Below are 24527 nucleotides of genomic sequence, written 5' to 3'. Positions count from 1 at the left end.
CTAGGAAATAATGGATGTCTCATACCATTTTGATTTCTGGAAGTTAAAAAGAACGGTTCGATATTCGGGATCCGCGAAGTGCCTGAGATCATGGGATGCTATGAAATTAACCCTGCGAATTTTTCCAGCGATCGAGCCAGGATTTCACGGCAGAAAACGGTTCTTCGAACACTCGTTGAAAACCAGTCATTGATAAAAATAATTTAATTCAGACGGTTGGCGAAAGTGAGACACCGATGGCTTATGACGAGTCCCTAGCGATCCGAATCCGCGAGGTTCTCACTCATACCTCAGGAATCGTGGAAAAGAAAATGTTTGGCGGCGTAGGGTTCCTTCTCCAGGGTAATATGCTGGTCGGGGTTCTCAAGGATTCACTGATCGTTCGTCTGGGACCCGATCAATATGAAAACGCTTTGTTGGAATCCCACGTTCGAGAATTCGATATCACGGGTCGAGCGATGAAGGGCTGGGTAATGGTCGGACCGGAGGGAGTCGAGGAGGACGATCAGCTGCAGCAATGGATCGACCAAGCCTTGAATTTCGTTCGGACATTACCGAAAAAATGAACGGCTCTCTTTCCGAGTTTTTACGGAAAGCTTCACGCATCCAAGCCGTCCGGTTTCGAGTGAATGACCGAATAGGGGGTTACGGGAATGGACAAGAAGGAGTGAAAGTGGGGAGACCTCCTGTTTTTTTAAGTCTGAATTATTGGGCGGAGGTAGACTTCGCAGTTGCTAACAACTTCCTCGACCCAAGCTGACCAGCCTTGCTGGCATCCCTAGAATGTCAGCCGATGAAGGGAGATCTTCCGCGTCGGGCGTTCACCTTTCATCATTTTTCGGAGACGATTATGAAAGCAATTCTCTCAATGGCGTTGGTCCTCGGGATCTGCAGCCTGGTAGGCGCGAAGGATGACAAGGCGGCCAATCCGGTCGGTAGCTGGAAGTGCGAGTACGACATCGGCGGTATGAAGCGAACCTCTACTTTGACCATCAAGAAGGATGGCGAGAAATATGAGGGAACCATTTCCTGGGCCGATCAGAAGGATGTGAAGCTTAAGGACGTCAAATTCAAAGATAACACGCTGACCTTCACGGCCGATCGAAAAGTTATGGATAACACGTTTACGGTCGAATACAAGCTGACGATCACCGGCGATAAGCTCAAAGGCAAAGGTGCAGTGGATGCCGGTGGCGAAAAGCGGGATTTCGAGATTGACGGCAAGCGCGAGAAAAGCTGATAGTTGAATTGAAAGGTATTTGAATACACGCGGACTACTCTTCGGAAAAATGGGGAGTAGTCGATATCTGAGAGCAAGCTGGCTCAGAACTTCTGGTTGAGATCCTCAATTTTTTTAACTGTCAGAATTCCACGACCTTCTTTAAAGTAGGTTTATGTCAATGCCCAGTCTCCTCCCTGGAGGTAATTCAGAACAATCTTGATATTTTCTTCTGCGGCTTCGCGCCCCTTATCTTCATCCTTTTCATGTCTAAAGGGAAAAGCGGCAACCAGACGATCTTCCAGTAATTTTGGATCAAGGAGCTCACGATCGCACATTTCTCGAATATCCGACTGATCTTTCTGCGAGAATCTCTTCAATTTCGTGACTGCAAAATCGTGGTCTTCCAGATGAAATAATCGAATTACCTTCCATTTTCCATTCACTTCAGTCGCACGTTTGTAGAAACCACCTCCAACGGGTGGCAGGGCTTCGGGAACAACCTCGATATAGAGGTTGTATTCCTTCGCTTTTGGTGTTCCACGTCCAAATAAGCGTATTGCTTCGTTAATTAACCTCTGGTCGCCACGGGCATTACGACATCTATATCCTCTGTCGCCGCTTGAAAGCCATGCTTCCAAACCAGTGCCGATCTACCGATATGATAAAGGCTCAGTCGTGCTCCGGCGGCTGTTTGTATTAATTCCGCATCCATCGCATTCAGGAGGAGGAGTATGCGATCTATCAAAGCCTTTCCCCTTTAGTCTCCCTGGCAGTTAGCTCTCTCAATCGAATTTGAAAACTCTCCATCGTTCCTGCGTAGGTGATGTTCCAGCGTCTCCAAATCGGACTGCTCACTCTTTGCTTGCCCGCCAGTCCTAAATCGTCTGGCTCGGTAGGCTTCTTCACGCGCTTCGTAATTTTCTCTAACACTTCGGGGTAAGAAATCGGAATTGGAAAATCAGGAAGTCGACTCAGCGCGATTGTGACATCGCACAACCAGGCGAGTCTCACCCGCACGCGTCGATCGTAGAGTTTTGCGAAAGCAAAAGCTAATCCGATATTCAGTTCCTGATTGGCCAGGACTAGCGGTAGAGCATCCACGATCCGGGAATCCGGGCGATCACCCCGTAAGACCAAGGCAATTACTTCCTCGATTCGACGGAAGGCTCCCGGCACCAGAGCTCCTTCTACCACATAATCTTTGATCCCGAGTTGATAAAGCTCCTGTGCTATTCCCTTCAGACCGCCCGGGGGCCTTGTTTTACCAGTGATGAATTTCTGAATTGGTACTCGTAGCGCTGCAGCCAGTTGCAAAAGTTCTTCCCAAACCGGGGAGTATTCGGCCGTTTCGATTCGAACTATTTTGAGCCGATGGACTTGGGATTGTCGAGCGAGTCCAGCTTGGGTTAGGCCGGCGCGCAGTCGTTCCTCCTTAAGAATTTCACCGAAGAAGCGACGAGATTTCTCAGACATGGCCACAGATTCGATCAGTTCTAATGAGAACAAAATGTTCTGTATTGAACATTTGCATTGCTGTTACTTTAACCCCAAGTGTGACAAACTGCAAGTTTATTTGACGGAAATTGAGATAGCGAATTCCGAATCGCGGTGAAGAAGCCGGTTCAAATGTGTGCCGCCGTTGCACACGTTGAACGGGCTTCGTCTCGTTTTGAACTTTCCCGTGACAACCCTCTCTGATTTCGTTAAAGTACAACCAGTCTACACCGTTAGTTGAGGTTTCGCCATGTTCCCAACCGCCCGTCAAGGATTCCGTCTGATTGAAGTAATCGTGGTCGTCGGAATTCTGCTTTTTGCCATGGCATTGTTCTTGCCTAAGCTCCGGAATATTCGAGGCGCCGCTGAGAAATCGAGTTGTCAGAACAATTTCAAAAGACTCTTGATAGCCATGAATGAATTCGCATGTCAAGCATCCAATGAATCCTCTAAAAAAAGATTTCCGATCGGCTGCTCTGGATTGGGAGATCAGCCGGAGGATCGTCTCAGCTGGATGGTCACTTTGCTGCCCTACCTGGATCAGGGAAATATGTACAACCGAGTTCAACTCGACAAAGGGTATGTCGGCAATAAAGCATTACTTGATGTTCCACTGAAGACTTTTCTTTGCGCATCGTTCGCAACCGAGAACAAACCAAGTCCATTATCTAATTACTATGCGATGGCTGGGATCGGACTCGATGCACCACTGCGGCCCGAAGGTGCTGCCGGAAACGGCGTCATGGGTTTCGACCGCTCCTGTACCTTCGAAATGATAAAGGATGGGCTTTCGAATACGATCCTATTGATGGAATCTCACAGTAACCTTGGTCCCTGGGCTCAGGGAGGTTGCTCGAATTTGCGGGGTTTCGATCCAGTCGATTTGCCTCTAGCTGGCGATAAAAGACCGTTCTTCGAGCATGTTGGAAAATCGAAACCTTTCACTTCCCTGAACTGGTCTTGCGCGAGGGATTGCGATTTGCTATCACTTCGTCATGGCTTCTGCGATTCCAACTTCGACGGAAACTCCCGTTCTCGATCCCGCTTTCCTTTTAGCGTTCCGAAGCGGAAAGCTGACGTCGGAACAAGCTCGGGAATTCGTTCATCGAGATCCCCTGGAATTGCAGTTTCTGTTGCTCCAACTGAGCGTCGCGGTCGCTGCAGGCACGATACCTCTGGGGCCAAACACTCCCTCGGGATCCATCGCTCCCTACTTAAAGCCGAATGCGAATCCCAAGAAAAAGAAGGGAAAAGCCGGCCCCAAGCCTGGACACGACGGTCATTATCGCCCAATTCCCACCCGCATCGATAAACGCCAGACCCACCAACTGGAGGTCTGTCCCTGCTGCCAGGGAGCTCTGCAACGCACCGACCGCCAACGCCTAAGGATCATCGAAGATATTCCCGACGATTTGCACGCTCAGACGACCGAACACACGATTCATCGCGACTGGTGTCCCAAGTGCAAAAAGCAGGTCGAACCGGTTGTTCCCGACGCTCTGCCAGGCTGTCAGCTGGGCCATCGAACTACGGTCCTGTCGGCCTGGCTGCACTACGGACTGGGTACCACGACGAGTCAGATCCTGGAGGTCTTCAACGGCCACCTTCAGATGAAACTCAGCGCGGGCGGCTTGACCGAAATCTGGCACCGTCTGGCCGAGGTACTCGAACCCTGGTACGAGCAGATTCACCGCGAATGCCTTTTGGCCGGCGTCCTGCACGCCGATGAGACCGGCTGGCGAACCGAAGGAGTGACGTCCTGGCTGTGGTGTTTTGCGCGGGACGATGCGACCTATTATCGGATTCACCCCAAGCGGGGTCACGAGGCCTTGAAGGTCTTCTTCACGGAAGCCTTCCAGGGCGTTCTGGTCAGCGACTTCTGGAAAGCGTACGACATCGTGACCCAGAAGCGTCAGAAGTGTTGGCCTCACTTGTTGCGGGATTTGACGGCGGTCGATGAAGGCTCTGAAAGCGGCGAGGATTGGCCAGAATTCTGCAAGAAACTGTGGCGGATTTACGCCGATGCCGTGCGTTTGGAGGCGGGTATCGAAGAGTTGCAACAGGAGAGCTACGACAGCCGATTGCTGCGGCTTAAGACGCGGATCACCGATTTGGCGGTGCGACCGTGGACGAACCGCCACGCCCGGAGATTGGCCAAGCGTTTGTTCGATTACGGCGACGATCTATTAACGTTTCTGGAAATAGAGGGAGTGCCCAAGAGCAACAATAAGGGGGAGCGAGAAATCCGACCGGGCGTGATGATGCGGAAAGTCAGTTTCGGCAGTTACAGCCAGCAGGGGGCTCGGACGCGAAGCATTCTGATGAGCATTTATCGCACCCTGAAGTTACGGGACCTGGATCCTTTAAAGGAGACCGAATCGGCCCTCCGCACCTACACGCTTACAGGGAAACTACCTGCTCTACCCGTGAAGCTCAGTTCAGGAGAGTGAAAGATTACGGAAAATCTATTGTTGTCGGGATGTGCGATGGTACTGTTCATTCTCTGCGGTCTGACTGCAATCCAGAAGTACTCTCCGCTTTGATTACAATCGCAGGTGGTGAGACAATAGATTGGTACTCGATTCAGGAATGCCGACCTCGGCCGTAAGCTGACTGCAAGGAATTATTTGGAGAGGATGTTACTTACGAGGTATGATCATTCTTGGTTATTCAACTGGTGAGCTTGATAAAATATCTCGCGTGAGGATACCACATGTTCCCAACCGCCCGTCAAGGATTCCGTCTGATTGAAGTCTTAGTTTTACTGGGAATTGTCTTAGTTGCGATTGGACTCTTTCTACCGAGTGTTCGCAATGTTCGAATCCCTGCGGAAAGGATGAAGTGTGCCAATAATCTCAAACAAATTGGGCTGGCCCTAAGTAATTTTCATGAGGCTTCGAATTCCAACGATTCGTTGAAGCAATATTTTCCCACAGGTTGCATGGGATTTGGCAACGAGCCGGAAGAACGCCTCAGTTGGATGGTAGCATTACTTCCCTACGTCGAAGAACAGGAATTATTTGCGCAATTGGATTTAACAAAAAATTATGGTGGCAATTATTCTTTACTTAATCGACTAATTGGAATTTATCTCTGCCCGACGTATACAAGATTAAATAACGCCAGCGCGATCACGACTTACGTGAGCATGGCCGGAATTGGAGTCGATGCTGCATCTCGTCCACCCGGAGTTGCAGGAAACGGCTTCATGGGTTTTGATCGTTTGACCACTCTTGAAATGATCAAAGATGGTGCTTCAAATACTATAACTTTAATGGACTTGCACAGTCATAACGGCACCTGGGCTCAAGGCGGGCCATCTAACCTGCGAGGTTTTGATACTACCGATCTCCCGCTTCTCGGCGAAGGAAGGCCGATTTTTAGCAACCATCAGACTCTGCACACTCTCCTAGTGGATGGTTCATTTCGATCAATTCGGTTTGATTGCGATCCTCGGATAATTGCCGCGGCCATCACCATCGACGGTGGAGAGGAAATTGATTGGAATTCGAATTGATAAAAACTCTTTCGCCAATCAGCAATAGTTTCAAATTGGTCAGCCATGGTATCGAGGTTACGCCATGTTCCCAACCGCTCGCCAAGGCTTGCGATTGATCGAAGTCTTGGTAGTACTCGGAATTGTTTTTGTTGCTCTCGCATTATTCCTTCCGAAAGCGCGGGATCTTCGTGGATTAGCCGACTCGATGAAATGTCGGAACAATTTTAAGGGAATCCTGCTTGGAATTCTGAAATTTGAATCTAATAGTAGTCCCAATGAACCTCTGAAAGGTTGGTTTCCCACCGGTTGCATCGGACCTGGAACTAATCCAGAAGATTGCCTCAGCTGGATGGTTTCCATACTGCCGTATGTGGAGGAAGGCAATCTCTATAAGCAGTTAGACTGCAACAAAGATTTCGCCAACAATCAATCTCTCCTCGATGTATCCATTTTGTCCTACGTGTGTCCTAGTAATAATCGAAAAACAGAATCCCCAATTTCGACCAACTACATCGCCATGGCTGGTCTCGGGTTGGATGCTCCCGGCCGCTTAGCGGGAGCTTGGGGCAACGGTTTTATGGGATACGATCGCTTGACATCTTTTGAGTCAATAACGGATGGCATCTCCAACACGATTGCCGTGATGGAAATTCACACAAAGCTGGAGCACTGGGCTCGAGGAGGACCATCCAATTTACGAGGTTTCGATCCGACCGATCTGCCATTAACTGGAGAACGAAGACCCTTCTACACGCACGAGAGTAGAATGTTAGTTGGGAAACTTGACGGATCTGTTCGCGAGATCTCGGCAAATTTCGACCCTACTGTGCTTGCGGCTGCAATCACCATAGCCGGTGCCGAAAGAGAGCGATGGGGATCTTCCTGGTGAGATTGACTATCCTTATCCAAGCGCTTCGCGTCCTGGCCGTGCTGTTGATTCTTCAGACCCTATTTGCGATATTCTCCAACTATCCTGATTACTTCCCCCCGAATTTTGAATCGCTCTTTCTGCTCGGTCGGGAAAAGACATTTTCGGGTATTTACCCGCTGGCTTTTTATATCCACATCTTCACCGGACCGCTCGTTCTCCTCAACGGATTATTTCTTCTCAGCGATACTCTTCGCTCGCGTTATCGGGCCACACATCGTTTTCTGGGCTGGGTTCAGGTGCTGGTTCTGCTAATCCTTTTTCTTCCCAGCAGCCTGATCATGGCTTGCTTTGCCTTTGCCGGTTTCTGGTCGGGCCTGAGCTTTTTTCTCCTTACTCTCACCACGGCCATTAGCACGACTCTTGGTGTTCACTACGCTCGTCGAAGGAGTTTCGGACTCCACCGCCGTTGGATGCAGCGCAGTTATGTACTGATCTGCTCGGCCATAACGCTCCGTCTGATCTCGGGCACTTTGAGTCTTTACGAAATTTCTAATGCCGAGATTGCCTACATCATCGCCAGTTGGTGTAGTTGGCTGGTACCACTGCTGCTTTATGAAACGTTTGCAAGAGTTCATCTTCGATGAACTCTTGAGGATATCCTGCTAATCCTTCTTTTAATATGCGTCAGGAAAGTAGTAACTCCAGATCTTCCCGGCCCAGATTCCGGATGAGGCTGTTGTCGGCGTTGATAATCGCATCGGCTAGAGCCCGCTTTTTCGATTGAAGTTCAAGAACCTTTTCTTCGACGGTATTCCGGGCGATCAACCGATACGCAAAGACGGGGCGAGTCTGGCCGATGCGATGGGCTCGGTCTATCGCTTGACTCTCCACGGCCGGATTCCACCAGGGATCCAGTAGGAAGATATAATCGGCCGCCGTCAGATTCAGACCGACGCCCCCCGCTTTCAGACTGATCAAGAACACTTTGCAGTCGGGATCATTCTGGAATTGTTGCACGCGCTCCTGACGGTCTTTGGTTTGTCCATCCAGGTAGGCGTAGGGAATTTTTTCCTTGTCCAGCCGATGCTTGACGATCGCCAGCATGCTCGTGAACTGGGAGAACACGAGAGTTTTATGGCCTTCCTGAAAAACTTCTCGAAGCTGTTCTAATAGTACTTCGAGTTTAGCGCTCGAAGTGTTGAACTGTTCCGCCTTATCGATCAGCCCGGGATGAAGGGCGGCCTGTCGAAGCCGAAGCAAAGCTTCCAGAATCAGAATTTTTGACTTGTTGATGCCATCGCGTGCGATCCGGCCTAGCAAGGAACTTCGATAGTGTTCGCGAAGGTCGTCGTAGAGCATCCGCTGATCGGGATCCAGATCGCAATAGATGGTCTGTTCAGTCTTTTCCGGTAAATCCTTGGCCACCTGCTCTTTGGTTCGCCGCAGAATGAACGGACGCAACGCTTTGGCCAAGATCGCGGTCCCTTCTTCATTCGATTTACCCAGACCCAGATCGGACTTGCCCATTTGGGAGGTGTTGCCAAGCATGCCGGGATTGAGAAACTCGAAAAGGCTCCACAATTCTCCCAGATGATTCTCGACCGGCGTGCCGCTCATCGCCAGCCGATGATCTGCATTGATAAGCCGGGCGGACTTGGCTGATAGACTGTTCCCATTTTTGATCGCCTGGGCCTCGTCGAGAATGGCGTAATCGAACTTATAATCTTTCAGCGTGAGGATATCTCGACGAAGTGTCCCGTAAGTCGTCAGAATCACATCGTAATTCTCGAATTGATCGGTGGATTTAATTCGACCGAGGCCGCTGTTGTCGAGGATCCGGAGCTTAGGTGTAAAACGACTAGCTTCCGACTGCCAATTGAAAATCAACGAACGAGGCACTACCACCAGCGAAGGGGGCAGTCTATTTTTTTTGCGGGCATTACAACGCAACTGCCGGCGAGCTTCCAGAAGTGCTAAGACCTGGATCGTCTTGCCCAACCCCATGTCATCGGCCAGGCACCCGCCGAAGCCGAATTCGCGAAGGAAGTGCAGCCATCCCAAACCCTCTTGTTGATAAACGCGAAGATCTCCGGTAAATCCGTTGGGCGCTTCGTGCGGCGCAATGCCCTGAAACTGGCGGAGTCGTTCCCGGGCTTGCTCGAATCGTTTGTCAATACTGACTTCTGATTGCATGGCCAGCATAGCATCGAGCAAGCCGACCTGGGTCTGCCGAAAGCGAACGTGGTCGCCTTCCGTCGTTCCCATCCGAGCCAGTGGCAGGTACTTATTCAGCCATTCTTCCGGCAATAAACCACAACTGCCATCTCCCAGAGGGACGAAGTTTTCACCGCGCTCCAAAGCGGCGATCAACAGAGGAAAAGCCACCTCGTGTTCACCGAAACTGACTTTCCCATGCAGCTCGAACCAATCGATCCCCGAGCGCAAGTCAACTTGATAGCTTCCCGCCGGACGACACAGCTTTCCCTGAGCTTCGACGCGCCAGCCTTCGCGAAGTAGTGTGTTGACTGCTTCGGGAAGCTGGGAAGCGGAGATCAACTGCACTTCTCTCTGAGAAGCGTCTCTGTGCCTTAGAAAGCCGACCTCGAGGGTCTTTGCGGCGTAACTTTGTTCGGACACTCGGTCTCGAGGGATAAATTTTCGCGAATCGGCTTCGTAAATTCCCGGCAGATTGCTCTGAGCAGAAATTACGTGCTGGCCGTACTCGAATGCAAGTTCCCCTGCGAGCATTTCCTGCTTGCGGTCGCGATTTCGAAATCGCTCGGTCTGGCGTTGGATCTTCAGAAAAGGTCGAGGCGTCAGGGCGACTTCTTCAAAGCGCATATCTTGCGGGAGATCGAGGCGGGGGAGATTCCGAAGTTGAAGCAATTGCTTGAGAAAGTGCTCCTTCTGGCCGAGAGGCACGGGAACTTTTTTCTGGCGCAGAAGCATCTCGATCCATTCGAAGCAATTGGCGTCTTCCAGCGGCGCGACACGATCTTCCCAGAAGACGAGACCGCCGCGCAGAATCAAACGAGTCGCCTCCAATCCCAGGCGCTGTTCACCGCGTCGAAGTTCGCCGAGGAGTTCGTAGGATTTCCCCGATTCACTGGGAGCGACCTTTAACCAGAACTCCCAAAAATCAGGGCCGTCCCAGTGCAGTTTTTGCAGGGAATCGTTGTTTTCTGTTTCGCGGAGCACGCATCTTCCCGTCGCACAGACTAACGGGAGTAGCGTAGCGCCGAGTGGATGAGGTAACTCGTAGCGGGTTGAGATTTTACTTCTGTGGTAGGGGTTGTAGTACTGCGCCTGATCCGATTCTTCGCGAACCTTAGCCAGCGCCTGTAGCGTCTGACGATCGGGCAGGTCCTCCACGCGGTCGAGGCTATGTCTGGGCAGACTCCAGTTCCGCGGCTCGCTCCACTGGCCACTTTTCAGATGATAGCGAGTCGTCAATTCGATGAGGAGGTGCTTATTGGCACGGCTGCGCAGTAAGTCGACAATGTAGAAAATCGCGTGTCCTGGATCTAAAAGAGCACTTGCGATAGTTGGGTGCGGATTTACCTTTTCATTGAAATGAGAGAGCGCCTGTTTCCAACCGATGGCCTGGCGAGGAGAAAGAATCGCCCTAGCAGGCCGCGGTGGAATAGGACTGATGGGAGTTGTCGCGGTTGGCGGCGAAATTTTGACTTCGTAGGGCGTGTCGTACTCCTCGAATTCGTCATCTTGATTGGTGTCAAAAATCTGCAGCTTTTTGATCGTTTGATTGTTGTCGCCTTTGAGAAAGCCTTGTTTCTCCGCTTGCAGAATTGTTGCCCAGATGTGCTTACAAGCCCCATCGTACCGGTCCATATAGGGACATGTACAGGAGGCGTTCATTTGATCCTTGCTTCGAAAGAGATTGACTTGATAAGTATCGCTACCTTCGACGCGAGCTCGCACAAGCTTGCTGTTCCCCGAAAGAATCTTCACATGATTCATGCAGAAATAAGCGACGCCTCGATCACGTATTGCTTGCGAAAAGAAGTTTTTCAGTTTCGATGCTAGCACTTTTCGATTCTCTGGCTCGGATCCGGATGCAAGTTCGGGAGTTCTTTTTTTAGGAAATGGGCTGTGGTAAGTAACGGGTAAGCATCATTCGATTTTTCAGGAAATCCAAACGCGAAAAATTGCGGCTTGTCTACAGGAATTTCCCATAATCAACGTGCCTCAATCGTGATTCCTGACAGGACATAACGTCGCTTTTGAAAGATCATTTCACAATCAAGCCAGAAACAGATTTCGTACTCGGTTCGACAGGAAGTGGATCCTTCTCCCCCTCTACAAGCCACTTCCCCATCACCGCGAAGATCAATAACACGACACCAGTATACCAACCTCCCAGACTAAAACTCGTCGAGAAATAAAGTGCAATGATAGTACCGGCACCCAGAAGCAATGCGCCGAGCACCGCGAACATCCTTAGCCCATAAAGAAATGCGAACGGCAGATAGTGAGCTCCTAACAGGATCATCAGGGCCGGGTAGAACAAGTTCAACTGATGAGAACAGACCGGGAACAAAAGAGTCATGGATAAGGGGAGCGTGAATGCGATCTGCATGCCCAGTTGCGGCAAAGAATTTTGAGTAGAGAGTTTCATTCGGTTGCCGACCGTACGGACAAGCAACTCGGTAATTGGAAAGATGAAGAAGCCGCCGAGGACGAGCATCGCGATGGCCGTGCGCGGACCATCAAAGGATGCGAGGCTAGCGGACGCCAACCAAAGGATGCCGGAAACCGCTTGGCCGTAAAAGCCGCCCGAATATCGATATCTGACCTCCCGCTGAGCATCTTCAATGTCCAAAAGCGACTCCTGGCTATTCGATAAAGTCCACCTTGCGGCGGATCAGCTGATATACAGTCTCCTGTCTATTCGGAGAGTGAGTAGGGGAATTTGGATTAATTTGCCTACTCTGGTAAGGGTAACGATTTGCTTCACCCTTTTATGGCAGCCTCGATAGTGGCAACATCGATTTTTTTCATCGTCATCATGGCTTCAAATACTCTCTTCGCAACTGCAGCATCGGGATGCGTGTAGCCATGCACCAATGCCGCCGGGGTGATTTGCCAGCAGAGACCCCACTTGTCTTTACACCAACCACAGTCGTTTTCCTGGCCACCGTTGCCGACAATCGCATTCCAGTAGCGATCTGTTTCTTCCTGATTCTCCGTGGAGATCTGGAACGAGAAAGCCTCGGAATGATTGATGCCGGGTCCGCCGTTCAGGCCCAGACAGGGAATACCCAGGACGGTGAATTCGACTGTCAGAACATCTCCCTTCTTCCCGGCCGGATAATCGCTCGGTGCACGATGCACGGCCGTTACCGCTGAATCCGGAAAAGTCTTGGCATAAAATTTCGCGGCCTCTTCCACATCGCCGTTGTACCAGAGACAAATCGTGTTTTTGGCGGGTTTATGCATGGCTTCTTTCTCTTTGTAACAAGCTAATCCAGAATAACGTTGGCTCGAATCCTATCGGTGTATCTGAAGAGAAAAAAGAGAAATATTTGGGCCACGCAAAAACCTGAGTAGAAGTTCTCTTCTGGCTTCCCAGTTACAAATTCCACAGGCTAAATCACACGGACTTCCCAAGCAAACAATTCAATTGATCGATCAATGCTTCGCCATTCGGGAGAGATCGTTCCAAATGGATCCAGCCATGTTTTTCAATTTTTAACCACCAGCCGATTAGAACTCTGCCGCGCTGTCCGCGCTCCTCAAGGATTTCTCGGATTGCTTCTTTAGCCCGGATGACGAGATGTTTGCTCGGCGTCTGGGCAACGAATTCGTCCCCATCGAAGACGAATCGAAGAACGGTTAACGAAGGCACACGCCAAATGGCGTAATAGAGTATTATCCCAAATACAGATAAAAGTGCGAGACCCGCGGGTAGACAGATCCAGAGTTCCGCCATGTCTTTACGCGGCCCCAGCGCGAAAACACCCGTTAAGAACATTCCGCCGCCCATCAGGAGAAACGGCGAGCAGAATAAAATGTAAATGGCCCCCTGAAGTAAGCGATCCGCCTTGCCCATGGGGGCCATTTCACCCGACAGCATCTCACTCACTCCTCTAGGAATGGATTTAAAATGGGAGTTATAACGAATCCATGCCTTGAGTAATTCTCCTAGGGACGATTTGATTTTGAAAATAAGGTTCGGGGAAAATCCATTTTAAACTTAGCTATCGCCGGGAATCGCTTCGCTCTATTTCGGTTCCCAGAGTTCGAACCGATTCCCTTCCGGATCAGTCGCCCAACCGAAACGGCCAAAATCGTAATCCTGTACCTTTTCATCCACCGGCACCCCGGCGGCCTTCAGCTGGGCCAGCATCGCATCGAGATTGCGGACGCGATAGTTCACCATGAAAGGAGTTGGGCCCGTGCCAAAGTAAGTCGTGTTCTCGGGGAACGTCGACCAAACCGTCTGCTCGTCCGCAGAGATGGATGCAAACGCCCCGTAGGATTGACCATCGGCCACTGGGACTCCCAAATGTTCGGCATACCATTTGGCCAGCGCTTTGGGATCGCGTGCCTTGAAGAAAATCCCGCCGACGCCTAGCACTTTTTCCATGAGATGCTCATTTTCGGGTAACAGAGGTTACTACAGGATTCGATCAGGGTGCATGATAAGCGGCTCATTGAGGCCGGTCAATCACGGTTCTACGGAATTTATGCAACTTTGATCTCTCCTGAAACACCCTAATCGAGCTGGCCATTTTTGCCGGACCAGAAGAAGCTCCTGACCGAACGTTGAACTGGCAACGATTCCTCATTCCTCCACCAAATTCACTCGGCTGGCGATCATCTCCAGCATCTGCCCGGTGATTTCGTGCTGGCGTTCCCGTCGTTCGCTGTTGAGCAGGTCATCGACGATCCGGCTGGTATTTCGAGTCGCGCCATCCATAGCGATCAAGCGACTCGCCTGCTCGCACGCATACGATTCGGCGGCTGCCTGGAAGAAGCTGATGTAGGCATATTGGCTCACCAGACCGGCTATCAATTGCGAGTCGGAAAGGTACGTTTGAAATTGCATTTCCGGAGGAACGGCCGGTAAAATCGCTGGTTCAATTGGAAGCAATCGCATGATTGTCGGTACGCATTCGCTAATCGACTGATAGCGCGTATAAACGAGATCGACCGCGGCGACTTTTCCCGAAGTATATTCGCGATCGATGTAATTCGCCAAACCCTTGACGGCCTCTTTCAGCCCGGCCAGCGAAGTCGGTCCCCTTTCGATTCGCAGAGGAGTTAATCCGCAGGCCGTCATGACAGGGCCGCCCCGCTGGCCAACGACGATAAGTTCGACTTTTGCATGAGCGGCTCGCTCTTTGTGCAGAACGTGTGCGATCGAGCACCAGATGATTAAAGCCGCCGCAAAGCGGCTGTTCGGAGGTCAGGACGATTACCAAGCTATTGTCGGCTTCGACTTCCTGAGCCAGTAACCTCACCTTGGGCCCCGCGGCGGATATTGCGCGAACAACCACCTCACGGTACTGACGGGCTGTCAGGATTGCTCTCTGACCCCTGCGAAAACCGCCACGCCGTCGCGATGATCGGAGATGGTGCGGATCAATTCTTGAAGCAGGATTGTTTTGCCGACCCCGGCTCCGCCAATCAATCCGGCTTTGCCGCCGCGCGCCAGCGGAGCGAGCAGATCTATGACCTTGATACCGGTGGTGAGAAATTCAATTTTTCTACGTTGGGAACTCAGTGGCGGTGAGGAGCGATGGATCGGCATTCGCCGCGTTTCGGGTGGCGGGAGTTGATCGAGTGACTGGCCCAGGACATTGAACAAACGACCCAGCGTGTTCGGACCGACGGGGACTTGTAGCGGACTATAGGTTCTTCGAACGGGCATGCCCCGGGCCATACCTTCCGGACGGCTCAGTACAATCGCTCGCGCCCCCGTCAGACTGATGTGATGGGAAACTTCCAGAACCACCTCCCGGCCATCCGCATCCAGCAGGAGAGATTCATAAATGGCGGGCAAGTTCGTTTCAGCGAATTCCACTTCCACAACCGGACCGCGGACGGCACTCAATCGTCCCAGTTTGGATGGCACCGACTTGATCGGAACTTGTTGCAGAGAAGTCATGAAGAGCTTAGATACAATTTGAATTTCGAATGTGTAGCTATCCTAATTTGTCTTCTGTCGAATTACAATTGTTCTCGATAGAAGCCGAAGCAATTCGATTTTTTTGAAGTGAATGAGTGGCTAAAGATTGATCAGCAGAGTCGTTAAAGGGGTGTGAAGCAAAAGGGGATTGCTCTTCCAATTAGCCGATCCCCTTTTGCTTTACAAGTAATATTTGCTAACGGCTGATCAGACGCCGTTTGGACGTTCGAGCAGCCGATTTCGCATAGGGGATATTGCGAATGGCCGGTGAAGGACTACTCGTAGAGATCACGGAGGGTTCCGAAAACTCACTCAGGAGTTCGTTGGGCTCCAGGTCATCAATCGACGCGACGACCTTGTCCGGACGGTACGTGTAGCGCGACAAATCTTCCAGGCGTGTGCCGCCGCTGAGAACCAGAACAGTTTTGAAACCGAGTTGCACACCGCCAAGTATGTCGGTCTCCATGGTATCGCCGATGACGATGGTCTGGCTGGTCGTCAGTCCCAATTCTTTGCGGGCGGCACGCAGCATAATCGGACTGGGTTTGCCAACGCTGAAAGCTTTCGCACCTGTGGCTGTCTCGAGCATGGAAACGATGGCGCCGCAACCGGGTCTGGTGCCCGTCTGCGTGGGGCAATTGGGATCCATATTCGTGGCCACCAATTTTGCACCTGCCAAAATCATCCCGACGGCCGCTTCCACCATTTCAAAATTCAGAGTGCGGCCTTCCCCAACCACGACGTAATCGGGGTTCTTGTCCACGATGGCATAACCATTGTGGTGCAATTCGGTTAGCAGGCCGGTTTCGCCGATTACAAAGGCCGTGCCGTTGGGCTTCTGCATGGCCAGGAATCGCGCGGTGGACATCGCACAGGTGAAGATATGTTCTTCTTCGACTTCGATTCCCATACGCTGCAGCTTGGTAGCCACATCGAGTCGCGTGCGCTGGCTATTGTTCGTCAGAAATCGAAAAGGAATATTTTGTTCCCGGAGGCTGTGAATAAATCGATCCGCGCCTGGGATCAGTTCGCTCCCGCGATAGATCACCCCATCCATGTCAATCAAATATCCAAACACTCGGCTCTCCTAATTGAACAATCTCAGTCAAGTCGTTTATTTGATCCCAAGCCAACGCTTGAGAAAAGAAGAGGAGTTGAAGATATAGGCAACAACTATGCCAATAAGACTTCTAATTAAATAAGAGGAATACGCAAGTGCTTAAAAGGCCGGGAATTAATGAGGAAAAAGGCCAAAAATGAAACGTACGAACAAGCTTTAGTATGCTTAAGAAATGCGCAGTTGCTGCCCGCCACGATTGGCGAAGCAGAATATAAAAAGAGTTCGACAAAAATCTTTGCGAACTTTTTTTCGACTGTTTAAAATGCGCACTTAATAAAGCCGAGAAGCTCCCCGGGAGCGACTCACTTACTTAGGCGGAACTTTGTCGAAACCCAGATCCCGACCTTCGTGGATGGCCAGACCGATCTGTTCTTTGCCTCCATGTCGTCCGTTGTACCAGAGCAGCCATTTTTTGCCGTCGAAAATCGCGTAAGGTTTATAGACGGCGTCGTGGTCCCATTGGTCCTTATTGGGCTGAATGATCGGGTTTGCCGAATAGCGCTGCCAGTTGGTGATGCCATCCCGGGATCGTGCGACGCCGATTTGCGCATGTTCGATGTCACGAAATCCTATGTAGAACATCACATACCAGTCGCCCTCGCGAATCACCTGACAGGCAGTGACGCGTTCTTTCTCCCAATTCTTCTTCGGATCGGGCTGGAAAATCGGATTGTCCGAATGCTTGGTCCATTTCAAACCCTCCGGACTGGTAGCGTAGCCGATGGCATTCGGTTCGTACTGCTCGCCGCCCGAATACCACATCCGATAGACCTTTGCCTTATCGTCATAAATTACGTGGGGGCACATCACCGCCACTTTCTCCCAAGCTTGTTCGGCCGATAGTACAGGTTTGTCGCTCTTATGTTCCCAGTGCTTGCCATCCTTACTGGTCGCGAAACCGATCCAGGACTTGTTCCGGGCCTGACCGGTATACCACATTTGATAGAGGTCGCCGTGCTTTATCACGACTGGACGGTTCAGATCACTTTCCCAATCGGTTTTATCGTTGGGGGCGAGAACAATTTCCGGTTTACCCCACTGGATCCCGTCTTTGCTTTCTACCAGGGCAATACTTTTTTTGGGCCGCCAGGAAAACCACATCCGATAGGTATCCCCGTCTTTGAGAACGGAGATATCGAAGCAGGTCCCGAGGTCGCCCCCCAGCACAGGATTTTTTTCGTACTTGACCCAGCCGGTTTCCGATGGAGACCGTCGATTTTCCTGGGTGTTACCCGCGAGCACGCTGGCGATCAGATAGAGCAGACTCAATAGCAGCTTCATGGCGGGTACCTCGAATCAATTACTTTCCGTTCAACATAGGGGAAATCCCCCCTGCGAATTGAAACTTTTCACCGGCGTCGATTGCCCGGAAACGAATCGATCTCGAATTTCGCCATTTGAATTCGATTCTCGATGGAGCGGGAGAAGTTTTTCGATGAAGTGAACTCTCTCCCCCCCGACTGTTCGATTGAAAAATTTACATCCCGAAGGAATCGTTCCGATCTCTGGAGCGTCAATCGACTCGCCAGCCGACGAATAGGCGTCCGCGTTCGTTGAAAGATTGATAAACTGTATCGATTAACGGGATTATGACCAATAACTGGCCCCCGGATGAATCCGGGAGTGGCCGTGCAATCGGTTCAAATGGAGTAACTCTTCTCTTCAGACGATCACATTTTTACGTAAAATCGTTTAATCGCGAAAAGGGGTGGAGAGTGATTCCTCTTCGGAAATTGACACTGGCCGGGATTACTGGTCTGAGTGCGTCGTTGAGCTACGGACAAGAGCCTAAAGCGACAAATTCTGTCCTCAATCCTACTCCCATCGAAGTGTTGACGCAGGGGGATGCCGCTCCCAAACCGGCTCTGCAATCCTGCCTGGATAGCGACCCGAAAGCGAAGGAAGAAGTATCTCCCTTCATGTCGACTCTGACAGGAAATTGGGGCGGCTACCGCGATTCTTTGGCGCAAAATGGCTTTATTTTTCGAGGCGATTTGACCCAGTTTTATCAAGGTGTGGCCTCGGGCGGTAAAACCAATCAGTTCGAGTACGGCGGCAAGCTGAACTACTACGTCGATATCGATGGTCAGAAGGCCGGACTTTGGGAAGGCCTGTTTATCAATATGCACGCGGAAACGCGTTACGGCGAAGATGTCAACAAAGCATCGGGCGCCCTGTTACCCGTCAACCTGGCTTCGAAGTTTCCCGGCGATGGAAACTTGACGGCCATCACCTCTTTGAAAGTGACCCAGGGGCTCAGCGAAAACCTGGCGGTCTATGCTGGAAAGATTAATACTCTCGACGAAGACAAATTGACCTTCGGCGGCGGTATCGGCATCGATAACTTCATGAGCGGTGGTTTGACCTTCAATGCCACAGCGCTTCGGGCTGTTCCCTATTCCACTTTTGGGACCGGCGTAGTGTTCCTGGTCGATCATCAACCTGCCGCGGCCATTTCGGTATTCGATGCCGTGGACCATGCCACCGATTCGGCTGTCAACAATCTGTTCAGCAAGGGAGCCGTGATCGTGGCCGAGGGAGGCTTACCTCTCCCTTTTGAAAAACCGGGGAGCGTCTCGATCGGTGGCGTCTACAGCACGAGAACTTATACCTCGCTCGATTTCGATTCGTATCTTCTCTTCCCCCAACTGAATCGTGCGATTCCGGTACTGGGTCGAGAAACCGGCTCCTGGTCGGTGTTCTACAAAGCCAGCCAAACTCTTTGGACATCGTGCGAAGATCCGAAAAACGCCTGGGGGATCTTCAGTGAAGGGGGTGTTGCCGATGGTAATCCCAGTCCCCTCAATAACTTCTTTAATTTTGGAATCTCCGGTTCGAATCCTTATGCGACGAAGGACACCTTCGGATTGGGTTACTTCTACCTCGGTTTGAGTGGGCCGATCAAAGGAACCCTGGCTCTAGCAGGCTTGAATGTTCGAGATGAACAGGGTTTTGAATTGTTTTACAACTGCGCCGTAACTCCCTGGTTCCACCTCACTCCTGATGTGCAGTTGGTACTGCCGACGCAGAGCAAGCAAGAAGCGGCCTGTGTCATCGGCTTGCGGGCCAAACTCGACTTTTAATTTCTTCTAAGGCCCCGATGCCAATTCATCGGGGTCTTACGCATTTCATTTCCAGATTCCATCAAATCGTTCCACCCTTCCAATCGGTTTTTCCTGTCCTTGTCCTGCCGGACTTGCATAATTTCTCTTAGAGCCCAGATGTTTCCACTGCCGAACAGCTATCACCATGAAATCTTCATCCCAGAATCCTCTTCCTGCAAATATTCAGGCGTCTCCCACTTCCTGGATCTGGATGATCGCTTTGTTCGTCGCCGCCACGTTATTAACTTGGGGCGGCGTCAAGCTGTTCAGTTCATCCGTCAAAAAAATCGTAACGGTTGCCAAGGAACTCTCTGAGGTTCCCACCGCAACGACGAACGCGGAGGAATTTCAAGCTACGCAGGAGAATTCGAAGCCCGCACCGAAACCGGCGCCGGCAGGAATGGTCTGGATACCGGGTGGAGAGTTTTCGATGGGTTGTGCCGATCCCCGCAATACCGAGGCGGGCGGGAAAGATCCCATGAACGACACCCGCCCCATTCATCGCGTTTATGTCGATGGATTCTGGATGGATACCCACGTAGTCACAAATGAAGAATTTGCCGCCTTCGTAAAAGCGACCAATTATAAAACCACTGCCGAGATTCCTCCGCGAAAGGAAGATTTTCCGGATGCTCCGCCGGAGAACCTGAAGGCCGGGTCGGTGGTTTTCTCGCCACCCGCGGAACCCGTGGAATTAGATAATCATTTTCAATGGTGGAACTATGTGAAGGGGGCCAACTGGCAACATCCGACGGGGCCCGATAGTAATCTGGTTGGCAAAGAAAAATATCCGGTCGTGCATATCGCTTATGCCGATGCCCAAGCTTACTGCAAGTGGGCGGGTAAAAGATTGCCGACCGAAGCGGAATGGGAATTTGCCGCTCGGGGAGGGCAGGCCGGTAAGCGTTTCTTCTGGGGGGATGAGTTCAAGCCCAACGGGAAAAGCATGGCCAACACTTTCCAGGGAAAGTTTCCCATTAAAGATACCGGGGAAGACGGATTCGCCGGCATCGCTCCTGTCGCCAGTTTTCCTCCAAACGCATACGGCCTTTACGACATGGCCGGTAACGTCTGGCAGTGGTGCTCAGATTGGTATCGACCCGACTACTATTCGGATCTCGCCAAGCAGGGCGGGGTGGCGAAAAACCCCCACGGACCCGAGAGCAGTCTGGACCCAGCTGAGCCGGGACAACCCAAACGAGTTCATCGCGGCGGCTCATTTCTCTGTACCGAGCAATACTGCAGTCGATATTTGCTCGGGACGCGTGGTAAGGGGGAAGTTTCGACCGGTACCAATCACGTTGGCTTTCGCTGCGTCATGGATCCCAAATGACGGAACCAATTTGGTTCCGGCAAATCGAGTCGTATCCATTCAAAAGTCGAACGGCGATTGTTTCATCCGAATTCGCAACATTCATGCGTTGCGGCAATTTGGATCGGCTGCGCAGCTTCATTTCACCTCGAATTGACAGCCCCAGAATTTCCGTTATTGAATTTACTCGATCTCGGGGAAAATTAAGGGCGGGTCATGTGGTCACTGCTGAGTGCAATACTGCTGCAATGCGCTACACCCGTGGAAGACCCACCCTCTTTTGAAACGCCCGCACGGGCTACTTCGACGGCGGAAGTCGAAGATCTGAAGCAACGCCTGTCCATTCTGGAAAAACAGGTTGCCGAGCAGAAGAAAACGGACGATGAAAAATCGGAATACTGGAAGAACATTTTTTCGTCTTTTTCAACGGAAGGATTCGTTCAAAGCACTTCCGATGGCTCCTCCAAGATTCGACTCGGGGGCAGCGTAAACCTGGATTCGACCTGGTACTCCGCGCCTTCTCAACTCAATCAAGACTTAAATTATCCGTTGCAATCCGGGGTCAGTCTCAGACGCGCTGTGATCGAACTCGAAGGAACGCTTTGGAACTCCATCGAGTTTGCCTTCAAGGCCGATCTTGCCCAGTCCACGGATCTTCAAAAATCGCCGAATAATCCGCAACCTAACGTCTTCTTCACTGATAACTGGATCGGTTCCACCGATTTATTCTTTCCCGGTCGCATCCGCTTCGGACACCAGAAGAATCCATTAACTTTCGAGGCGGCCACCAGCAGTAAGAATATTCCCTTCATGGAGAATTCCGCCGCCTACGATGCCTTGAACGACAACTTCATTTATTTGACGGGGATCAGCTACGGAAATTCCTGGTGGGATGATCGCCTGACCCTGTACGTCGATGTCGCCAAGCCCGGAAGCCGAACGAGTGTGTTCTCCGTTTCCTCGGATGGGAAAGTAGCGGTACTGGGCCGGTTGCACGGGTTTCCGATCTACAACGAGGAAGAACAATACTGGTTATATCTCGGCGGGGGATATTCCGCCGGCGGCCAAATCAACGATCAAGCCTCGGTCTATGCCCGACCTCTCATCCGCAGCGGTTCCTCTTTTCAAACGCCCTTTTTGGTAAATACGGGAAATCTGTTTTCGGAATCGAGCAACCAGGCCTTCGGTGTCGGAGGCTTCGCCGCCTGGGGGCGATTCGCACTGGGTTCGGAATATCTCGGCTCCTATCTTCCGAATGCCTACCAGAACGGTTTACCCGGCACAGTCAATTCGCTCGCCTTGGGCAACCTTTACGGTCAGGGATTCTATGTTGAGGCGTTATATTTTCTAACTCCCGATCATCATCCGGCGGACAAAATCGCAGGCGGACTTGGCCGAGTCAAACCTGTTTCACCATTAAGACCGTTACGCGAGGATACCGGAGCGGGTTCGGGACTCGGGGCCTGGGAATTGGCCGCTCGCTACGATCGCCTGGACTCGGGTCGAAATTATCCCGGCTGGGGTTCCATGGCTTCCTGGACTGCCGGTGTCAATTGGTACTGGAATGCCAACGCCAGAATGATGTTCAACTACGTTTATACCCAGTTGGACGATCGCACGTCGGTCAACGGTTCGATGCAGGCGTTAGGTATTCGCTTCGCCATCGATTTCTAAAATTCATCGCGGCAATTTCAATCGATGGAAAAAAGAAAAAGGGCTCAACCACAACGTGGTCGAACCCTTCGGGAATTATCACATCTCTAAACAGCTAACTGTTATTTATCGCCCGCCCCTTTGGTGACGGCTTCCATGACGCGATCAAGGTTAAAACTGCCCGGTTTCTGACGCGGCGGAAACTCTCGGAAGCTTTGCAACCATTTGCCCACATAACCCGCTGCGGGAGCCATGGCAAACATATGTTCGAGATACCAGCGCTGAAAACCGATGGCGTGTTCGGGTTCGGCGCGTTCGAAGGGATCCATTCGCAGATTCGTCAGCAAGGGAGCTCGCAGCTCTTCGAAGGGCTTCTGCCAAACTTCCAGACCATGACCATTCTGCTTCAGGAAGGTGATTTTCCAGTCGTTATAACGAAGCGCGGCCACGCTACCGTCGTCAGTCCAATAGATGAACTCTTTACGGGGCCATTCGGCTTCCCCCTTCAGAGCGGTGAGCAGGTTGTAGCCGTCGAGATGGACCTTATAGTTCATCTCCCCAACTTTTTTGCCTTTGAGAAGATCTTCTTTCGCAGTGGTATCCCCGGCGGCCGCGAGTAGAGTTGTCATCATATCTTCGTGTGCACCGATGTGATTGATCACGGTTCCCGGTTTGATCACCCCCGGCCAGCGAATGGCGCAGGGCACTCGGTAGCCGCCTTCCCAGTTCGTATTTTTTTCACCGCGGAACATGGTCGTCCCACCATCGGGCCAGGTGAAGGTCTCGGCCCCGTTATCGGTCGAGTACATCACGATAGTGTTGTCTTCGATTCCGAGTTCTTTCAGCTTGGCCAGCAATTGCCCCACCATGCCATCATGCTCGACCATGCCGTCGGCGTAGATCCCGTAACCAGTCTTGCCTTCCGAGGCGGGTTTCAAGTGCGTGAAAATGTGCATTCGGGTGCTGTTCCACCATACAAAGAATGGCTTGTCTGCTTTGACGGCCTTCTCCATGAAACCCATGGCCGCATTGGTGACCTCCACATCGACGGTTTCCATACGCTTCTTGGTCAATGGTCCGGTATCTTCAATCTTGCCGCCGGCAAAACTGTGGATCACGCCGCGAGGACCAAAGCGTTTTTTGAATTCGGCCGACTTGGGATAATCGGGATTTTCGGGTTCTTCTTCGGCATTGAGGTGATAGAGATTGCCGAAGAATTCATCGAAACCGTGGTTGGTGGGCAGCATTTCGTCCCGGTCGCCCAGGTGATTTTTCCCGAATTGGCCGGTGACATAGCCCAGGGGCTTGAGGAGTCCTGCGATCGTCGGATCTTCCTTTTTCATGCCTTCGGGAGCGCCGGGAAGACCGACTTTAGTGAGTCCCGAGCGAATCGGCGATTGACCGGTGATGAAAGCGGCTCGACCGGCCGTGCAGCTTTGTTGGCCGTACCAGTCGGTAAAGAGAGCGCCCGCTTTGGCGATGCTGTCGATGTTGGGTGTCTTGTAACCCATCATGCCCATGTTGTAGGCGCTGACGTTGAAGCCACCGATGTCATCACCCCAGAGAATCAGAATGTTTTGGGCTTCTTACCGGTTTTTTCCGCTTGTAGGCTTACTCGTTCGTTGTGGTTGGCCAACGCGACCAGAGTGCTGGCCTTCGGGTCCGTACCCGAATTGGCAGTTTGAGTAACCTCGGGAGGATTTCCCTTAGCCCAGGAAATTGGATTCAGATTTCCCGTCGCCGTGGCATAGCCGAGCATCATCCCAAAGCCGATGAACGCCGCGGCCTGCAATTTGGCTTTTGCAAGCATAGCAAAATTTTCCTTAAAACGAGTGGTGAAATGAGAGCCGATGGTGCAAAATAGAAGCTCGACCAGGCTTGGCGGGTGTAGAACTGAATCAGACTTCTATAGTTTGTAGTTTTTTAGGCTTACACGCGCGAATCGTCTACAAAAGCCGGATGAAGCTTTAGAGAACAGGAAAAATGTGGGCGCTGGGCCTTAGCCACCCGAGTCGGTCTGTCTCGGGTACTTTTGCAATGTGAACCGGTGACGTTTCAGGTGCACAACAAAAACGTCAACGCCCAACTCCAGATTCGAGA

The 24527-nt window shown here is 51.5% G+C and carries 22 protein-coding genes and 1 pseudogene; 10 read left to right on the top strand and 13 right to left on the bottom strand.

All coding sequences use genetic code 11. The features are described from left to right. Positions 1-236 precede the first annotated feature (236 nt). Both KIH39_RS18165 and KIH39_RS18160 read left to right on the top strand, forming a co-directional pair. Positions 237-566, top strand: coding sequence for a TfoX/Sxy family protein (locus KIH39_RS18165; protein ID WP_213494648.1), 330 nt, complete (start codon positions 237-239; stop codon positions 564-566). Between the two features lie 284 nt (positions 567-850). Continuing rightward, positions 851-1240, top strand: coding sequence for a hypothetical protein (locus KIH39_RS18160; protein ID WP_213494647.1), 390 nt, complete (start codon positions 851-853; stop codon positions 1238-1240). Between the two features lie 152 nt (positions 1241-1392). On the opposite strand, the gene KIH39_RS18155 is transcribed toward KIH39_RS18160, so the two are convergent. Together KIH39_RS18155 and KIH39_RS18150 are read right to left on the bottom strand one after the other, a co-directional pair. Then, a complete protein-coding gene (locus KIH39_RS18155) occupies positions 1393-1860 on the bottom strand; it encodes a DUF6036 family nucleotidyltransferase (protein WP_213494646.1) in 468 nt (155 codons plus the stop codon). Between the two features lie 103 nt (positions 1861-1963). After that, positions 1964-2695 (bottom strand): helix-turn-helix transcriptional regulator, encoded by a 732-nt coding sequence (locus tag KIH39_RS18150; RefSeq protein WP_213494645.1) that lies wholly within the window; start codon positions 2693-2695, stop codon positions 1964-1966. Between the two features lie 271 nt (positions 2696-2966). Between KIH39_RS18150 and KIH39_RS27225 the strand changes: the two are divergent. From KIH39_RS27225 to KIH39_RS18130, 5 genes and pseudogenes are all read left to right on the top strand, one after another. Beyond that, positions 2967-3527: pseudogene (locus tag KIH39_RS27225) on the top strand (DUF1559 family PulG-like putative transporter); the annotation flags it as partial. A gap of 184 nt (positions 3528-3711) precedes the next feature. Further along, positions 3712-5166: an IS66 family transposase gene (gene tnpC / locus KIH39_RS18145; RefSeq protein ID WP_213494599.1), complete on the top strand. Its 1455-nt coding sequence runs from the start codon at positions 3712-3714 to the stop codon at positions 5164-5166. 263 nt (positions 5167-5429) lie between these two features. Beyond that, the gene (locus tag KIH39_RS18140) at positions 5430-6233 is read left to right on the top strand and encodes a DUF1559 family PulG-like putative transporter (protein ID WP_213494643.1); all 804 of its coding nucleotides are present in this window, start codon (positions 5430-5432) and stop codon (positions 6231-6233) included. A gap of 94 nt (positions 6234-6327) precedes the next feature. Continuing rightward, positions 6328-7104: a DUF1559 family PulG-like putative transporter gene (locus KIH39_RS18135; RefSeq protein WP_213494642.1), complete on the top strand. Its 777-nt coding sequence runs from the start codon at positions 6328-6330 to the stop codon at positions 7102-7104. Beyond that, positions 7101-7730, top strand: coding sequence for a DUF2306 domain-containing protein (locus tag KIH39_RS18130; protein ID WP_246539335.1), 630 nt, complete (start codon positions 7101-7103; stop codon positions 7728-7730). The genes KIH39_RS18135 and KIH39_RS18130 overlap by 4 nt, the downstream gene beginning before the upstream one ends. A gap of 40 nt (positions 7731-7770) precedes the next feature. On the opposite strand, the gene KIH39_RS18125 is transcribed toward KIH39_RS18130, so the two are convergent. The 9 genes from KIH39_RS18125 to KIH39_RS18085 form a co-directional block, all read right to left on the bottom strand. Continuing rightward, positions 7771-11133: a DEAD/DEAH box helicase gene (locus KIH39_RS18125; protein ID WP_213494640.1), complete on the bottom strand. Its 3363-nt coding sequence runs from the start codon at positions 11131-11133 to the stop codon at positions 7771-7773. A gap of 202 nt (positions 11134-11335) precedes the next feature. Then, positions 11336-11926, bottom strand: a complete 591-nt coding sequence (locus KIH39_RS18120) for a DUF7010 family protein (protein ID WP_213494639.1) — start codon at positions 11924-11926, stop codon at positions 11336-11338. Positions 11927-12057: 131 nt separating this feature from the next. Beyond that, positions 12058-12543, bottom strand: coding sequence for a VOC family protein (locus KIH39_RS18115; protein WP_213494638.1), 486 nt, complete (start codon positions 12541-12543; stop codon positions 12058-12060). A gap of 154 nt (positions 12544-12697) precedes the next feature. After that, positions 12698-13180, bottom strand: coding sequence for a hypothetical protein (locus KIH39_RS18110; protein ID WP_213494637.1), 483 nt, complete (start codon positions 13178-13180; stop codon positions 12698-12700). A 147-nt stretch (positions 13181-13327) separates the two neighbouring features. Next, the gene (locus KIH39_RS18105; protein ID WP_213494636.1) at positions 13328-13693 is read right to left on the bottom strand and encodes a VOC family protein; all 366 of its coding nucleotides are present in this window, start codon (positions 13691-13693) and stop codon (positions 13328-13330) included. Positions 13694-13891: 198 nt separating this feature from the next. Continuing rightward, entirely contained in the window at positions 13892-14458 is a 567-nt protein-coding gene (locus tag KIH39_RS26660; protein WP_261353369.1) for a F0F1 ATP synthase subunit gamma, read from the bottom strand. A gap of 168 nt (positions 14459-14626) precedes the next feature. Beyond that, positions 14627-15217, bottom strand: a complete 591-nt coding sequence (locus KIH39_RS18095) for a hypothetical protein (protein WP_213494635.1) — start codon at positions 15215-15217, stop codon at positions 14627-14629. Positions 15218-15434: 217 nt separating this feature from the next. Further along, positions 15435-16295 carry an HAD-IIA family hydrolase gene (locus KIH39_RS18090; protein ID WP_213500474.1) on the bottom strand — a complete coding sequence of 287 codons (861 nt, stop codon included), beginning with the start codon at positions 16293-16295 and terminating at the stop codon, positions 15435-15437. 369 nt (positions 16296-16664) lie between these two features. After that, positions 16665-17639: a family 43 glycosylhydrolase gene (locus KIH39_RS18085; RefSeq protein ID WP_213494634.1), complete on the bottom strand. Its 975-nt coding sequence runs from the start codon at positions 17637-17639 to the stop codon at positions 16665-16667. Between the two features lie 434 nt (positions 17640-18073). On the opposite strand from KIH39_RS18085, the gene KIH39_RS18080 reads away from it, so the two are divergent. From KIH39_RS18080 to KIH39_RS18070, 3 genes are all read left to right on the top strand, one after another. Further along, complete coding sequence (locus tag KIH39_RS18080; protein WP_213494633.1) at positions 18074-19441, top strand: carbohydrate porin; 1368 nt, start codon at positions 18074-18076, stop codon at positions 19439-19441. 166 nt (positions 19442-19607) lie between these two features. Next, on the top strand, positions 19608-20795 hold the full coding sequence (locus KIH39_RS18075; RefSeq protein ID WP_246539333.1) for a formylglycine-generating enzyme family protein: 1188 nt from the start codon (positions 19608-19610) through the stop codon (positions 20793-20795). A 195-nt stretch (positions 20796-20990) separates the two neighbouring features. Continuing rightward, entirely contained in the window at positions 20991-22448 is a 1458-nt protein-coding gene (locus tag KIH39_RS18070) for an OprO/OprP family phosphate-selective porin (protein WP_213494632.1), read from the top strand. A gap of 101 nt (positions 22449-22549) precedes the next feature. Here KIH39_RS18070 and KIH39_RS18065 read toward each other — a convergent pair whose 3' ends face one another. Together KIH39_RS18065 and KIH39_RS18060 are read right to left on the bottom strand one after the other, a co-directional pair. Beyond that, a complete protein-coding gene (locus KIH39_RS18065) occupies positions 22550-24001 on the bottom strand; it encodes an arylsulfatase (protein WP_213500471.1) in 1452 nt (483 codons plus the stop codon). Then, entirely contained in the window at positions 23995-24237 is a 243-nt protein-coding gene (locus KIH39_RS18060) for a hypothetical protein (protein WP_213494631.1), read from the bottom strand. The genes KIH39_RS18065 and KIH39_RS18060 overlap by 7 nt, the downstream gene beginning before the upstream one ends. Between the last annotated feature and the right edge of the window lie 290 nt (positions 24238-24527).

The organism is Telmatocola sphagniphila (assembly GCF_018398935.1).
GTDB classification, from domain to species: Bacteria; Planctomycetota; Planctomycetia; order Gemmatales; family Gemmataceae; genus Telmatocola; species Telmatocola sphagniphila.
Note: the sequence above shows the minus strand (reverse complement) of the source record. Positions and strands in the feature narration are given on the sequence as shown.